The 15,035-nt window shown below is 72.4% G+C and carries 10 protein-coding genes, 2 pseudogenes and 1 riboswitch; of the genes and pseudogenes, 8 read left to right on the top strand and 4 right to left on the bottom strand.

Features of this window, described 5'->3' with window-relative positions:
• Positions 1-3: 3 nt before the first annotated feature.
• Both AC061S_RS32385 and AC061S_RS32380 read left to right on the top strand, forming a co-directional pair.
• A complete protein-coding gene (locus AC061S_RS32385) occupies positions 4-1,185 on the top strand; it encodes a sensor histidine kinase (protein WP_478689448.1) in 1,182 nt (393 codons plus the stop codon).
• Between the two features lies 1 nt (position 1,186).
• Entirely contained in the window at positions 1,187-1,828 is a 642-nt protein-coding gene (locus AC061S_RS32380; RefSeq protein ID WP_478689447.1) for a response regulator, read from the top strand.
• Positions 1,829-1,858: 30 nt separating this feature from the next.
• Here AC061S_RS32380 and AC061S_RS32375 read toward each other — a convergent pair.
• Positions 1,859-3,028: pseudogene (locus tag AC061S_RS32375) on the bottom strand (collagenase); the annotation flags it as partial.
• Between the two features lie 526 nt (positions 3,029-3,554).
• Between AC061S_RS32375 and AC061S_RS32370 the strand changes: the two are divergent.
• Both AC061S_RS32370 and AC061S_RS32365 read left to right on the top strand, forming a co-directional pair.
• On the top strand, positions 3,555-4,436 hold the full coding sequence (locus AC061S_RS32370) for a S1 family peptidase (RefSeq protein ID WP_478689446.1): 882 nt from the start codon (positions 3,555-3,557) through the stop codon (positions 4,434-4,436).
• Positions 4,437-4,624: 188 nt separating this feature from the next.
• Entirely contained in the window at positions 4,625-5,299 is a 675-nt protein-coding gene (locus AC061S_RS32365) for a hypothetical protein (RefSeq protein ID WP_478689445.1), read from the top strand.
• A gap of 53 nt (positions 5,300-5,352) precedes the next feature.
• Here AC061S_RS32365 and AC061S_RS32360 read toward each other — a convergent pair whose 3' ends face one another.
• Entirely contained in the window at positions 5,353-6,168 is an 816-nt protein-coding gene (locus tag AC061S_RS32360; RefSeq protein ID WP_478689444.1) for a sulfite exporter TauE/SafE family protein, read from the bottom strand.
• Between the two features lie 222 nt (positions 6,169-6,390).
• Between AC061S_RS32360 and AC061S_RS32355 the strand changes: the two genes are divergently transcribed.
• Positions 6,391-8,856, top strand: coding sequence for an ATP-binding SpoIIE family protein phosphatase (locus AC061S_RS32355; RefSeq protein ID WP_478689443.1), 2,466 nt, complete (start codon positions 6,391-6,393; stop codon positions 8,854-8,856).
• Between the two features lie 436 nt (positions 8,857-9,292).
• On the opposite strand, the pseudogene AC061S_RS32350 reads toward AC061S_RS32355, so the two are convergent.
• Positions 9,293-11,035, bottom strand: a pseudogene (locus tag AC061S_RS32350) (discoidin domain-containing protein); the annotation flags it as partial.
• Between the two features lie 199 nt (positions 11,036-11,234).
• On the opposite strand from AC061S_RS32350, the gene AC061S_RS32345 reads away from it, so the two are divergent.
• The 3 genes from AC061S_RS32345 (at position 11,235) to AC061S_RS32335 (ending at position 13,656) form a co-directional block, all read left to right on the top strand.
• Positions 11,235-12,254 (top strand): AraC family transcriptional regulator, encoded by a 1,020-nt coding sequence (locus AC061S_RS32345; protein ID WP_478689442.1) that lies wholly within the window; start codon positions 11,235-11,237, stop codon positions 12,252-12,254.
• A gap of 213 nt (positions 12,255-12,467) precedes the next feature.
• Positions 12,468-12,530, top strand: a riboswitch (guanidine-III (ykkC-III) riboswitch).
• Between the two features lie 2 nt (positions 12,531-12,532).
• On the top strand, positions 12,533-13,060 hold the full coding sequence (locus AC061S_RS32340) for an Ohr family peroxiredoxin (RefSeq protein ID WP_478689441.1): 528 nt from the start codon (positions 12,533-12,535) through the stop codon (positions 13,058-13,060).
• A gap of 20 nt (positions 13,061-13,080) precedes the next feature.
• Entirely contained in the window at positions 13,081-13,656 is a 576-nt protein-coding gene (locus AC061S_RS32335; protein WP_478689440.1) for a putative glycolipid-binding domain-containing protein, read from the top strand.
• Here the strand turns inward: AC061S_RS32335 and AC061S_RS32330 are convergent.
• On the bottom strand, positions 13,646-14,983 hold the full coding sequence (locus AC061S_RS32330; RefSeq protein ID WP_478689463.1) for an aminobutyraldehyde dehydrogenase: 1,338 nt from the start codon (positions 14,981-14,983) through the stop codon (positions 13,646-13,648). The two genes, AC061S_RS32335 and AC061S_RS32330, sit on opposite strands and share 11 nt — an antisense overlap.
• Positions 14,984-15,035 lie beyond the last annotated feature (52 nt).

The raw sequence follows: 15,035 nt of genomic DNA, 5'->3' as shown, positions 1-15,035 counted from the left end.
ATCATGCTGCAACGGCCACAGCAAGGCGACCCGTTCTGGATATGGATGCTCCACTGGTGGGACATCCTGTCCTGGGCGGTCATCGGACTCCTGATGCTCCTCACCGCCCTCGCCGATCTCCCCGGTGCGGTGAAGTTCGGGTCGCTCGCGCTGCTGGCCCTGCTCGCCTTCAGCTACACGTTCGTCAGGCGGCTGCCGGGGAACCCCGTTCGCGGGGGGTACGCCCACCTGATCCTGCTGCTCGTCACCCTGGCCGCTCTCTCGTACCTGCGCGACGGATACGGAGTGCTCTACACCCTGGCCCTGCCGCAGTTCGTCATCTTCGTCGAGAACCTCCGGGCGGCGATCGTCCTCAGCGGCCTGGGTGCCACTGCGATCACCCTGGGCGGCACGCTGCGGCAGGGCTGGGGCGCCGAGAACCTCACCACGAACGCCCTCTCCTCCCTCGCCGTCTACGCGGTGAGCGTCCTGATCGCGCTACTCACCCCGAGGGCACTCGCGGCCCGCGACGAACGGGCCCAACTGCGCGCGGAGTTGGACAGCGCCCAGCTCGACCTGGCCGCGGCCCACCGGATCCAGGGCGCGGCGCAGGAGCGTGAACGCCTCGCCCGGGAGATCCACGACACCCTGGCCCAGGGGTTCGCCTCCATCATCGTGCTGGCGGAGGCGGCCCGCTCCAGCCTGGAGACCGATCCGGGCCGCAGCGCCCAGCAGTTGCTCTCCATCGAGCAGACGGCGCGGGAGAACTTCGCCGAGGCCCGGGTCCTGGTCGGGGCCGCCCCGCAGAGCGGGCTCACACCGGGATCCGTCGCGGTGACCCTGCGCCGGACCCTGGACCGCTTCTCCGAGGACACCGGGCTCCACGTCATCTCCGACCTGGCGGAGGTGGAATGCGACCAGCCGACCCGGATCGCCCTGCTGCGCTGCACCCAGGAGTCGCTGGCCAACGTCCGCAAGCACGCGGCCGCCTCCACGGTGGACGTCGTCCTCGCGCAGCGCCCGTACGGTGTGGAGCTGGAGATCACCGACGACGGCCAGGGCTTCGCCGTCGAGGACGCCCGCGGGTTCGGCCTCGGCGGCATGAGAAAGCGCCTCGCCGAACTGGGCGGGGACCTTACGGTCACCAGCTCCGTCGGGGACGGCACCCGCATCCTGGCCCTGATCCCCACGAACGATGAGGCATGACATGAGCCCAGAACCGCCCCTGCGCGTCGTGGTGGTGGACGACCACACGGTCATGCGCGCCGGCGTCGTCGCCCTGCTGGCCTCGGAACCGACCGTCGACATCGTCGGCGAAGCCGGGGACGGCCGTGCCGCCGTGGAACTGATCGAACGCCTGCGGCCGGACGTCGCGCTGATCGACCTGCGGATGCCCGTGCTGGACGGGGCGAGCGCCACGGCCGAGATCGCCGCCGGCCCGGCCCCCACCCGGGTGCTGATCCTGACGACGTACGACACCGACGAAGAGATCGAGCGCGCGGTCGAAGCCGGGGCGATCGGATACCTGCTGAAGGACACGACCCGCGAGCAGCTCGTCGAGGCCATCCACTCCGCGTCCCGGGGTGAGACCGTCCTGGCCCCCCGGGTCGCGGAGCGGCTGGTGGCGCGGATGCGCCGGCCCGCCGTCGTGCCGTTGACAGCCCGCGAGGTGGACGTGCTCAACGCGGTCGCGGACGGACTGTCCAATGTGGAGATCGGCCGGCGGCTGGTCATCGCCGAGGCCACGGTCAAGACCCACCTGCTGCGGGTCTTCGCCAAGCTGGACGTCAGCGACCGGACCCACGCGGTGGTCGTGGCCCTGGAGCGGGGACTACTGGTCCGCCGCTGACGTCCCCGCACCGGGCGTGATCGTCCTCCGTCAGCCCCGCAGCGGACCCTCGCAGGTATAGGGCGAGGTGCCGGAGCTTCCCGCGATCGCGGTCGGGCCGAACCAGCAGTTCATGTCCTGGAAATTGGTGCCGCTGCCGAGGGCGCGCTCGATCAGCCGGCTGTCGGCGGCAGCGGACACGTCCTTGAAGACCAGGTCCGGGTTGGTCGCGCCGCTCAGCGTGGCCGTCAACTGGCCCGTGCACACGAATCGCCGGTTGGTGCCGGCGGCGCCCGTGTCCGCGCACTGCGGTGTGGTCCCGCTCGACGCGGTCAGCGCCGACTGCACCTGGGCCGCGGTGTCGTGGGTGAGGGTCCCGGTGGGCTGGAACGCCGTGTTCGGCACGTACAGGTCGCCGACCTTGGCGATCTGCTCGTCGAGGAAGGCGTCGTACCCGCTCTGGACGGCCGCGTCGGCGCCGAGGCGGCTGCGCCAGGCGTCGAATCCGGTGACGTCATTGGACCGCAGGAACCGGTACATGGCCTGGAGTTCGGAGGGCTTGTCCCGCCACAGGTACTCGTAGAAGGTGCCGGCGTAGTCGTAGAACCGGAAGCCGTCCCCGGCGTAGGTCGCGTGCAGGAGTTGGTCCACGGTCATCCGCGGGCCGCCGGCCGCCGTGTCGTCGATGACCCCCTGGACCAGGGACTTGCGCACCGCGATCCCGTCGTCGCGGGTGGCGCCGTCGAAGAACTCCGCCGTCCCCTCGTCCATCGCCGTGGTCCGGTCACCGCTGTACCAGGCTCCGGAGCCGAACGTTCCCGGGACGGCGAAGCGGCCGTTGAGGTAATGGGCGTACTCGTGCCGGAACAGCTCCTCCAGGGTCAGGGAGGAGTCCTGGGGCACGCGCCGCTGGTAGGTGTAGAAGGTCGCCGTGGACTCGATGTACATGCCGCCGTTGTCGGTGCTCAGACCCGTGAGGACCGGCTGGTACGCGACGTAGTCGGCGCGCGAGGCGTAGAGCACGATGTTGAGGGTGCCGTTGGTGTCGCCCGCGAGCGGCTGATCGGTGCCGAGAACGCGGTGGTACTGCGTCTTCACCTGCTTGCTCGCGTAGTAGAGCTGGTCGACCGTGGCCCGGTCGAGCGCGGTGCGGACCTTCATCGCGCCCTTGTCGTAGGTGTACGTGTACGGGAAGAGCCGCGCCTCCAGCTCTGCCTTGCACTTCGGCGAATGGCAGGCGCCCCCGCCCGCGGCCTGGGTGGCCTTCGCGACGGTGGCGGCCCGCTCCACGCGGTCGTGCTTGTCACGGCCGGACTTGGCCGGCGCGGATCCCGCCTTCGCCGCGGCAGCGGGTGCGGATCCCTGGGCGGCCGGCACGGCGGCGGCCTGGGCGGCGGGGAACGCGGACAGTGCGAGCGTCGCGGCTATCGCGGCGGTGAGCAGGGATGTACGCACGGATCTCGGAGCGCGCAACGAGGTCTCCTGACGGGTCGGCAGGGGTGGGTATGACAGTGACGCGTAACATAGCAATGTGAAATTGCACTGAGAACCCCCCAGGCGTCATGGGCTTTTCTCGGCCACGCACACACCGGAGACGGGCCGGGGCGGGTGATCGGGCGGCAGTCTTGTGCGCGACGGCGCGCCTCCACATACTTCACTGGCAGCGCCTGTCAGGGACACGCCAAATCCTGAATGCGCCTCACAGGGCCCCCACCCCATGGGCCCCGACGCTCCGAGGAGGAGATCAGTGAGGATCACGCGCACCAGTTCCCCCACCCGCACAGCAAGGCGAGCCGCCTTCACTGCCGTAGCCACGGGCCTGCTGACGGCCGCCGCGCTCACCCTGCCCACCGCCCAGGCGGCCGCCCCCCAGTCCTTCGGCGCGACGCAGCTGGCCGAGGTCGACCAGGCCGTCCTGGGCGCCGGTGTCGGCGGCACCGCATGGTACGTGGACGAGGCAGCCGGCCGGGTCGTCGTGACGGCCGACAGCACCGTGTCCGCCGCCGGCCTCGCGAAGATCAGAAAGGCGGCGGGGGCCGAGGCGGGAGCGCTGCGGATCGAGCGCACCCCCGGGAAGTTCACCCGCCTCCTTGGTCCGGGCGATGCCATCTACGGCGGCGGCTACCGCTGTTCGGTCGCCTTCAACGTCGTCAGCGGCAGCACGTACTCCTTCCTGACAGCCGGCCACTGCGGCGACGTGGCCGGTACCTGGTACACCAACTCCGCCCAGAGCACGCTGATCGGCCCCACCGTCGGGTCCAGCTTCCCGGGCAACGACTACGCGCTGGTCCGCTACGACAACGCCTCCCTCAGCCACCCCGGCGGCTTCACCGCCGCCAACGCCTACGTGGGCGAGCCGGTCAAGCGGAGCGGCTCCACCACCGGCACGAAGAGCGGAACGGTCACCGCCCTGAACGCCACCGTCCACTACAGCGGCGGCGGCACCGTGCGCGGCATGATCCAGACCAACGTGTGTGCGGAGCCGGGCGACTCGGGCGGCGCACTGTACGACGGCACGAAGGCACTCGGCATCACGTCCGGCGGCAGCGGCAACTGCTCGGTCGGCGGCACGACGTTCTACCAGCCGGTGCCCGAGGCCCTCGCCAAGTACCGGGTGTCCCTCCTCTGAGACCTGCCGGTACCGGTCCGACAGGTCGATCAGACACCGGCTCCCTCCCGCAGCGATCCGAAGCGGAGAAGCGGAGAGCGGAGAGCGGAGAGCGGAGAGCGGAAACCCCAGGCCGCCCGCCCCGGACTCGCACCCGGGGCGGGCGGCCGGGGGTTGAGCGGCGGCCGGAAAGCCACTTGAATGCCGCCGTGACCACGAATCCTCTGGACAGCTCACGGACCATCGCCGGACAGGCTTCGCTCGCCGAGGTCATGGGGCGGTTACGGCACCGCAGACCGGTCTTCCACTCCGAGGCCGACCTCCAGCACGGCTTCGCGAGGGCCCTGTGGGAGCTGGCGCCTGAGGTGGAATCCAGGCTCGAGGTCCCGCTGCGGCGAGCCGAGGGGACCGAGCACCTGGACCTGCTCTGCATCGGTCCGAAGGCGCGTACCTGCGTCGAGTTCAAGTACTTCACCCGCCGCTGGAAGGGCGTGGCCGGTGTCCCGGCCGAGGCCTACGAACTGAAAGCACACGCGGCCACGGACCTCGCGCGCCTCCACTTCGTCCGGGACATAGCCCGACTGGAGCGCTTCTGCGGGGAGACCGATCAGAACGGCCTTGCCCTCATGCTGACCAACGACCCGGCGCTGTGGACACCGCCGGGTCCCGGCCACCGGGCCACGCGTGATCACGAGTTCAGGATCCACGCGAGAGGCGAGCTCGCCGGAACCCGCCTTTGGGCGAACGGCACGTTCCAGAAGAACACGTGCACGCTGGACGGCACTTACCGTCTGGCCTGGGAGCCGTACTCCGAACAGGGCGGGGCAGGCGGGGAGTTCCGCTATCTGGCCGTGTTCGTCGACCGTCACCGCCCTCTTCGATAGTCCCGCCGACCTGGAGGCGGTGCTGCGCCTCGGGGTCGGAAGGCTCGGCGGTGTCAGTCGTGTCGGGCGAGCTTGACCGCGGAGACGAGCAGGATCACGGCCAGCAGGGGGATGAGGACGAGGTCCGGAAACACTCCCAGCAGTAGTCCGCCCAGCACCGCGCCGGCCATCGAGCCTGCGGCCATGACCGCGGTGAAGCGGATGTTCGCGCCGAGGACGGCGAAGCTGCCGTCACGGCTGTAGCGGGCGAAGGCGACGAGCATGGTCGGCAGGGAGACCAGCAGGGAGAGGCTTCCGGCGGTCCTGATGTCCTCGCCGAACAGCAACACGATCGTCGGGATCAGCAGCTCGCCGCCGGCGACGCCCATGATCGCGGCGACCACCCCGATGCCGAACCCGGCCGCGACCCCGGCGGGGATCCGGGCCCAGATCGGCAGCGCGAGCGTGTCGAGGGTGGTGGTGTGGGTGAGGACCAGGGCGGCGGCCATGACGACCATCAGCGCGGCCAGCACTTTGTAGAGGGTGGCCGAACGCATGCGGACCGCCCAGCTCGCCCCGGCCCAGGCGCCGAGGAGGCTGCCGGCCAGCAGGTTGGCCGCGACGGGCCAGCGGGCCGCGACCTCGGCGGCCGGCACCGCCGCGAGCCGGGCGGGCAATGCGACCAGGACCACGACCAGGCTCATCGCCTTGTTCAGGATGACGGCCGAAAGGGCGGCGAACCCGAACAGGCCGATCAGCAGGGGCAGGCGGAACTCCGCGCCGCCCAGGCCGATCATCCCACCCAGCACTCCGATCGCGGCTCCCGCGCCGAAGACAACGGGTGCGGAGTGCGTCGGGCGGAGCGAGGTGAGGTTCTGATCGGTGGCCATGGACGGCATCCTCGCTGGTTGCGGCCGCTTCCTGCCATGGCAGGAAGGCACAGGGCGTCCGCTCGGGGTTCGTCCGGATCTCCGACATCATCGGGGGCTGGATCGCCGGTGTTCTTCCTCTCGCTGCCGCCAGAACCAGTACCGGATGGCGTAACGCCTCTGGCCCTCGTTCCGGACATCGACCAGCATGAGCAGCGGGACCGGCGGACGAAATGGGCACGCATGCGCGCCACTGATGGCAACCAGGACTATCCCTTCGCTGTCACGAACACGGCCGCGGCGCTGCTGGACGGTGCCGGGACGATCGTCGCCTGGACACCGGCCGCCGAATCCCTCCTGGAGCGCCGGTCCGCCGACGTGTGCGGCCGACCGGCACGGGAGCTGCTGGCAGACGCGAGCAGCTGGGAAGCGGTTCTGGCCCAGGGCGCTCGGGGAGCACAGGAGGGGTGGGAGGGCCGGGCCACGGTGCGGCACGGCTCGGGGCGCGACCTGGAGGTCGGCTTCCGTGTCATCCCGCTGAACGACGGCGCTCCGGGGACCCCGGCCCGCTGCCTCGTGCTCGGCTCACCCCTGGAGCTGGTCGCCCGGTGGCGGCAGGACCACGCCTTCACGCACGAACTGTTCCTGCAGGCCCGGGTGGGCCTGGCCGTCTTCGACGCGGACCTGCGCCTGCTCCGGACGAACACGCACCTGCTGCCGTACACCGGGGTGCCCGTCGACCTGAACGGCCGGCGCCTCGCCGACTTCCTGCGGGCCGAGGACGCGCGGGTCATCGACGACCGGCTGCGGGAGGTCCTGCACAGCGGGAACCCCCTGATCGGCTTCAACACGACCGCGCGCACCGTGGACGACCCGAGGGGCGGCCGGGTCGTGACCATCCAGGCGTTCCGGCTGCAGGAACCCGACGGACATGCGATGGGCGTGGCGGCGGTGTTCACCGACGTCACCGACCACGAGCGGTCGCGTGGGCGCCTGGACCTGCTCTACCGCGCGACCGGCGCGCTGGGCGGTTCGCTGTCCGTCCTGCGCACCGTCGAGGACCTGGTCGAAATCCTGGCGCCCGCGTTCGGCGATGGTGCCGCGGTGGATCTCGCGGAGACCGTTCTGACCGGCGGTGAGCCGGCCGCCGACGGGCGTCCCACGCCGCCCCTGATCCGGATGGCCGTCGCCGGAGCGGACGCGGCCGTGCTGCGGACGGGTACGGCCCACTTCACCGCTCCTCTCGCGGCGGCGGAGACCGACCCGTCCGCCCCCGACCCTCCCGCGGCGCGGGAGTGCCGGGGAGAGCTGGTCACCGGCCTCGGAACCCGGCCCGCGATGTCCGGGAGCGACGCTGCCCCGGAGTGGGCGACCGCCGTCCCCGGTGCGCATTCGGCGATGACGGCGCCGCTGTGCGCACGGGGCGTCGGGTTCGGGAGGATCACGCTCTGGCGCACGGGGGACGCTCCCCCGCTGGACGAGGACGACCTGGCGCTCCTGGAGGAGATCGCCGCCCGTGCGGCCGTCGCCGTGGAGAACGCGCGGCGGTACACCAAGGAACGCCGCATCGCCGTGGGCCTACAGCGCAGCCTGCTGCCGCCGGCCACCTCGGAGACTCCCGCACTGGAAGCCGCCGGCCTCTACCTGCCCGCCGACGCGGACAGCGGAGTGGGCGGCGACTGGTTCGACGTCATCCCCCTGTCGTCGGCCCGGGTCGCCCTGGTGGTCGGGGACGTCGCCGGTCACGGGCTGCACGCCACGGCCATGATGGGACGCCTGCGCAGCGCCGTACGCGCGATGGCGGACCTGGAACTCGAGCCCGAGGAACTGCTGGCGCACGTCGACGACATGGTGCTGCAGGTCGCCGCCGAGGCGGAGAGCGACTACGCGGAGGACGGCGACGCGGGCACGCCGCTGCGCAGCGGACCGGCCGGTGCCACCTGCCTGTACGCCGTCTACGACCCGGTGACCCGAAGGTGCGTCATGGCGAGCGCCGGACACCCGCCTCCGGCCGTGGTCGGCCCGGACGGAACCGTGGAGTACGTCGAGCTGAGCCCCGGCCCGCCCCTGGGGGTCGGGGGCTGGCCCTTCGAGCCGGTCGAACGCGATCTGCCTCCGGGGAGCGTCCTCGCCCTGTACACCGACGGCCTGATCGAACGCGGAGCGGGGGACATCGACCAGGGGATGCGCGACCTGGCGGACCGCCTGCTGCGCGCGGACGTACTCGGCCGGCCGCTGCGGCAGGCCCGGCACGACATCGTGGAGGGGTTGCCGCCGGGACGGCTGCGGGACGACGTCACCCTCCTGCTGGCCCGTACCCGGGTGGTGGACGACGGCGCCGTCGCGACGTGGCTGCTCGACGCCGACCCGGCGGTCGTCGGCGACGCGCGCCATCTCGTCCTGGAGCAGCTGACCGCCTGGGACCTCGACGAGCTCGCCTTCAGCACGGAGCTCATCGTCAGCGAGCTGGTCACCAACTCCATTCGCCACGCCGGCGGCCCGGTCCGGCTCCGGCTGATCCGGGCGGACACCCTGACGTGCGAGGTGTCGGACTCGAGCAACACGCAGCCGAGGATGCGGCGTGCGCGGAGCCACGAGGAAGGCGGGCGCGGACTGTACATCGTCGCGCAGCTCTCGCACCGATGGGGCAGCCGCTACACCGTGGGCGGCAAGACCGTCTGGTCCGAGCAGGCCCTGCCCCCCGTGTGAACGCGGGGGGGGTGCCCCCGGGGTCGCACGCACCGGGGGCACCTCCGCGTCTCCGCGGCTACGGCGCGGCCACGGGCATGACGTAGCCGAGCAGCCCCTCCTTCACGTAAGGCCCTTCGCAGTCGGCTCTGTTGGAGACGAAGTGGTCGAATACGGAGGGTGCGTAACACCGGTAGAGGGGCACCGAGCCCGGCACCGCCCCGGTGTACACGTAGCCGACCGCGCCGAGGGGCTGTAGGCCCTCGCACCCCGGGTCGGGGGTCAGCAGCGAGTGGTTCGCAGCCTTGCACTCGTAGAGCCGGACGGTGCCGGGTGCGGGGTCCCGCAGCACCTTCCAGACCCCCTCGTGGGTGAACCCGGCGGGCAGGGGGCGTGAGGAGGCCAGGTGCCCGGCGTGGGGGCGGTGGCCGCGGACCAGGGGTACGTACGGGGTGGTGTGGCCGTCGACTCCCTCCCAGGTGCGCAGGTAGCCCTCGGCTCCCCGCATGAGCTCGTCCACCACGTCCTGGCCGCCGGTGACCCGGATGTCCTCGATCCAGTCGGGTACGAGGCCGTAGTGGGTGCCGCCGCCGTCGGTGTTGACGTCCCAGACGCGCGAGCCGGTGACCTGCCGGTCGAGGACCGAGCCGCCGTCGGGGCTGCGGAAGGGGTAGCGGACGGGGTTCCCGGCCGCGGCCCGGGGGCCGGGGAGCCAGGCGAAGCCGTTCATGTCGGTGCCGATCCCGTACCCGGCACCGTACTTGGCGCGCAGGGCGGCGTGCCTGCGCGCCTCGGCGGCGAACGCGGGCGCCTCGTACATGTGGCCCGTGATGAAGCCGCCCAGGCGGTAGACGCGCTCGGTCCAGTTGTCGTCCATCCAGCCGTGGGTGGAGAGCACGCCGGAGTAGCGTTCGGTTTCGAGCACGCGCAGCGCCTGGTTGGCCGCCTTGACGCTCATGTGGTCGATTTCCAGCATCATGTTGCGCTTGGTCATGCCCAGTACCGCCTACTCGCCCAGTGCGGCCAGGCCCCGGCGGTTGCACTGCGCGGCCTGCAAGGAGGCGCCGTACTGGGGTAGTTCGACCCCTTCCGGTAGGGCGCCACGGATCCGGGCCTCCGCCTCCGCCGGCTCCTGGGAGGTGCCGGGGCCTTCGGCCGTCACGGTGGCGCCCGCCTCCCGGTGGCCCCCGGCGGCCAGCCCGAAGCCGATCGGGTTGTCGTGTTCGGCGCCGGTGCAGGGCTCCGTGCTCCAGAAGGTGCCCGTCGACAGGAACTGGCCGACGTTGACGGCCATGCCCTGCGTGCCCGAGTCGAACCGGACGCCGCACAGGGCGTTGTCGAACTTGTGGCACAGGAACATGCTGCGCACGCCCAGCCGGTGCAGTTCGTCGAGGCCCCGGTCGATGTCGGCCATGGTGCAGCGGGCACCGTCCAGCACCTGCTTGCAGCCGAACGGTTCGGAGGTCTCCACCCCGAGGACGACGGCGAGCTTGCCCTCCTCGATGACCTCGCGGGCCTGGTCGGGCTCGGTGACGACCCGGAACCAGCCCTTGCCGGCGCCGCCGTACATGGCGTCGACGTGGGCCTGGAGCTCGTACGTCTTCTGGATCTGGAGCCTGATCGCGGTCATCTCGTCGCAGCCGCGGTCCTTGAAGAAGTAGAGCGAGCAGATGACGCCGTTGGTGACCATGTCGTTCACCAGGATCCGCTGGCCGCCCCGCCAGGCCCGCTCCACCCAGGCGTAGTACGTCTGCTGGTGGGTGGCGGAGTCGTGGGCCGGCCAGTCGCGGAACGTCGGCCAGCCGGTCGGGTCGTGCCGGCCGTCACCGCCCTTGGTGATCATGTCGAAGAGGGCGAGGACGCCGTTCGGGTAGTGCTCGGGGCAGTCCTTGAGGGCGTCCGCCACCCCCGCCGGGGAGAAGGTCTTTCCGCAGACCAGCCGTCCCCCGAAGCCCTCGTCGGACATCAGGTGGACGTGCCCGTCGACGTATCCGCGGACCCGGCCCTGAGCGTCGGTCCCGGTGAACGGCTCTCCCGTGACGTTGACCTGCGAGTCCGGGACCGGTCGCGCCACGGGCTCCCACCACTGCGGGCCCGCCGACGCGCCGGCGGTCGAGGGGCCGAGCAGCAAGGTGACCAGCGCGAGGACCAGGCCGGGCAACAGGTACCGGCTTCGCCCGAGGGCTCTTCGTCGGTTCATCCCCATCCCTTTCTCCTTCATGATGCGTTCATGACATGCGGGAAGAGATCCGAAGGCCGACCTTAGGAGCAGCCCGGGGCGCCGTCATTCACTTCGGCGGCCAACCCGTTGACTCCCCGGACCCGCCCACGGAGCCGCCCACGGAGCCGTCCCGCGGGCGGTGTTGACGCGGGCGGTGCGCGCGCATTGACTGACCGACGTGTCAGCCATCGAGCCGCCCACCGTCACCGCGTGCTACGCCCTCGCCGTCCTGAGCGCCACGGCGGCGGGCGCCGACGGGTCCGCCTCCTGGAACGTGCCCACGGACCGGCCGGAGTTCGGCGAGACGCGTGCCCTGTGGGACGAGGTGCTCGGCGCCGTGGGCGCGGGCCCGCACACCGGACTCCTCGTGGGCGACCGCATCCGGCCCGAGGGCCTGCACATCCTGGGCCACCTCGTCCTCACCTGCGCCAGCCTCGCGGACGCCGCGCAGGCGGCCGAGCGCTACCACCCCCTGCTGAGCCGGGCGGGCCAGGTGACCCTGCAGCGCCGAGGCGGCGTCGGCCGGGTCTGTTACCGGCCGACCGTCGACCCGGCGGCCATGCACCCCCAGCGGGTGGAGGCGATCGTCAGCAGCATGGTGCGGGCGGGCCGCTGGATCGCCGGCGACGGCTGGGCGCCCCTGGCCGTGTCGTTCACCCACTCCCGCAGGGGCTCGGCGGAGCCGTACGCCCACGTCCTCGGCTGTCCCGTCGTCTTCGACGCCGCGGAGACCGCGATCACGGTCGCCGACGAGGACCTCGACCGGCGCCGCCCCCTCTACGACCCGGCGCTCGACGCCCTGCACCGGGCCTACGCCGACCGGCTCCTGCACGGCCTGTCCGCGGCCGCGACCGTCGCCGAGCGGGTACGGCAGTGGCTGGAGCACGCCGCGCTCGGGGACGCGGGCCCCGAGGGCCCCGCCAAGGAGCTCAGCCTCAGCGTGCGGACCCTGCGCAGGGCCCTGCACGCGGAGGGCACGTCGTGGCGCACGCTCCTCGACACCGCCCGCCACGGCCGGGCCGGGCTGCTGCTGGAGACCACGGACCTGCCGCTGGACCGGATCGCGCCGCTCGTCGGCCTGAGCGGTGCGACGGCCCTGGTCCGCGCCTTCAACCGGTGGGAGGGCATGCCTCCGGGCGCGTACCGCAGCCGTCACCGGCCCGCGTCCGCGGATCGCGAGGGGGCCGGCCGCGGGTGAGCAGGGTCACCGCCGGCGACGCCCCGGCCGGTCGCGTCCGTTGCTAGTGCTGTGGCCGGAAAGGTTTGCCGGGTCGCGGTGTCCGGTGCGGTGCATCGCAAGGCGGAGGACCGCGACTCGTACTGGACGTACCGTCGTGGTCCGACAACGCGGCGAGGTGCCGTGCCGGGCGCCGTGACACGGTGAACCTTTCCGGCCACAGCACTAGATTGTCCGGCGGCCGACCCGAGGCCCCCGACGAGATGCGCCGTACCCGGTTACGCACGACGACGCGCGAGGTGCCGCACCAGCGGCGCCTTCCGCTGTCCGCGCCCGGGCAGCGTCCTCGTCGAGCAAGATGGGCCGAACGCCATGACCGTGCCACTCACCCGCAGCCTGTACCGGACGACCGCGCACGCCGCCGGGGGCCGTACCGGATCCGTCCGCACGGACGACGGGCGCCTGGACCTCCGCCTCGCCCCGCCGCGCAAGAAGGTCCCGGGCACCACCCCAACCCCGAGCAGCTGTTCGCGGCCGGTTTCGCCGCCTGCTTCACCTCCGCGCTCGCGGAGGTCGCCGCCGAGTTCGGGGTGGACGCCGCCGCCGCGCGCGTGGCGTGCGAAGTACAGCTCGGCACCACGGACACGCCCGCGGGCTACGGCCTCGCGGTGGCCCTCACCGTCAGCCTGCCGGGGTGGCGGGCGGCGGACCTCCAGCCGCTGCTGCACCGGGCGGACGCGGTCTGCCCCTACGCGCAGGCAGTGCGCGGCAACGTACCGCTGACGCTCCCGGCCCTGGACGACCCCGCTTCCGCCGAGGGGGCCTGAGCAGCCGGTACGGTGACGGCATGAGCGGATCCCGGCGCCTCGTGCGCACCTGGGAGGTCTTCCCCGGCTCGGGTTACTCGACCGCGTGGGTCGACCTCGCCCAGGGCGCCCTGACCGCGCGCGGGCGCTCCGTCGGCCTGGACCCCGAGCCGTACTGGCTGACGTACACGCTCGAAACCTCCGACGGCTACGTGACCTCGCGCCTCCACGTGACGGTCGAGACGGCGGCGTCGACCCGGGAGCTGGACCTGCGGGGCGACCGCGGACGCTGGACCGTGGACGGCGCGTACCGCCCCGATCTCGACGGTGCGCTCGACTGCGACCTGGGCCTCTGCCCGCTGACCAACACCATGCCCGTGCTCCGCCACGGCCTGCACCGGCGGCCCGGAACCGGACCGCACCACTTCCTCATGGCCTGGGTCTCCGTCCCGGACCTCGCCGTCAGCGCGAACCGGCAGACGTACACGCCTCTCGCGCGCGCCGGACACGGCGCGCGCGTCCGCTACGAGTCCGGCGGCTTCCGCGCGGACGTCGGCTTCGACGACGACGGTCTGGTCCTGGACTACCCGTCCCTGGCGGCCCCGCTCACAGCATGACGTGCTTGACCTGCGTGTAGTCCAGGAGGCCGGACAGGGAGAGGTCGCTGCCGTAGCCGGAGTGCTTGACTCCGCCGTGGGGCATCTCGGAGACCGTGGTGCCGTGGGTGTTCACCCAGACGATGCCGGTGTGCAGGGCGCGGGTGGCCCGCATCGCGCGATCGTGGTCGGTGGTCCACACGCTCGCGGCCAGGCCGAAGCGCACCGCGTTGGCGAGGTGCAGGGCCTCGGCCTCGTCCGCGAAGGGCTGGACGGTCACGACGGGTCCGAAGATCTCCTCCTGCACGATCTCGTCGTCCTGGCGGACGCCCGCGACCACGGTGGGCTCGTGGAAGAAGCCCGGGCGCGGCAGCCGGCGGCCGCCGGTGACGATGCGGGCGTGGGGTGGCAGGCGGTCCAGCAGGCCCTGTACGGAGGCGAGTTGGACGGTGTTGTTGAGGGGGCCGAAGTCGGTGCCGGCGCGGAGTCGGGCCGCCTCGGCGGCGAGGGCCGGGAGGAACGCGTCGTGGATCCGGCGGTGGACCAGGAGCCGGGTGGGCGCGGTGCAGTCCTGGCCGGCGTTGTAGTAGGCGACCGCGGCCAGGGACGCGGCGGTGGGCTTCACGTCCGCGTCCTCGTGGACGATGACGGGTGCGTTGCCGCCGAGTTCCAGGTGGACCCGCTTGAGGCCGGCCGCGGCGGCCGCCGCGATCTCCTGTCCGGCTCGGACGCTGCCGGTGACGGCGATCAGGGCGACCGCCGGATGGGCGGTGAGGGCGCGGCCGGTGTCGCGGTCTCCGCAGACGACGTTGAGCACGCCCGGCGGCAGGTGTTCCGCGGCGATCCGGGCCAGGAGCAGGGACGAGGAGGGGGTGGTGTCGGCGGGCTTGAGCACGGTCGTGTTGCCGGCGGCGATGGCCGGGGCGATCTTCCATGCGGCCATCATCAGCGGGTAGTTCCAGGGGGTGATCTGGGCGCAGACCCCGACCGGTTCGCGGCGCAGCAGGGAGGTGCGGCCCTCCGTGTACTCGGCCGCGGCGGCGCCCGGAAGGTTCCGCGCGGCTCCGGCGAAGTAGCGGACGGCGTCGGCGATCGCGGGCAGCTCATCGTCCCTGAACTGCTCGGCGGGCTTGCCCGTGTCCCCGGTCTCGGCGGCCGTGAAGGCCTCCGCGTGCGCCTCGATGGCGTCGGCGATCCCGAGGAGGGCGCGCTGCCGGACTGCCGGGGTCGTGGTGGACCAGTGCCCGAACGCGGCCGCCGCCGCGAAGCAGGCCGCGTCCGTGTCGGCGGGACCCGAGCGCGGGGCGTGGCGGTGCACGCGGCCGGTGGCCGGGTCGGTGAGGGCCATGGTCGCGCCCGAGGCGGCGGGCCGGTCCACTCCCCCGATGTGGTTGTGCAGG

The organism is Streptomyces sp. CA189, from assembly GCF_056428985.1.
The sequence above is the reverse complement of the archived record's forward strand: the minus strand, read 5'-3'. Positions and strand labels throughout refer to the sequence as shown.

Bases quoted from the DNA above. Each gene is read 5' to 3' on its own strand.
- AC061S_RS32355 (WP_478689443.1), top strand. From the start codon at position 6,391: ATGCGCGCCACTGATGGCAACCAGGACTATCCCTTCGCTGTCACGAAC.
- AC061S_RS32380 (WP_478689447.1), top strand. From the start codon at position 1,187: ATGAGCCCAGAACCGCCCCTGCGCGTCGTGGTGGTGGACGACCACACG.
- AC061S_RS32360 (WP_478689444.1), bottom strand. From the start codon at position 6,168: ATGGCCACCGATCAGAACCTCACCTCGCTCCGCCCGACGCACTCCGCA.
- AC061S_RS32335 (WP_478689440.1), top strand. From the start codon at position 13,081: ATGAGCGGATCCCGGCGCCTCGTGCGCACCTGGGAGGTCTTCCCCGGC.
- AC061S_RS32385 (WP_478689448.1), top strand. From the start codon at position 4: ATGCTGCAACGGCCACAGCAAGGCGACCCGTTCTGGATATGGATGCTC.
- AC061S_RS32330 (WP_478689463.1), bottom strand. From the start codon at position 14,983: ATGGCCCTCACCGACCCGGCCACCGGCCGCGTGCACCGCCACGCCCCG.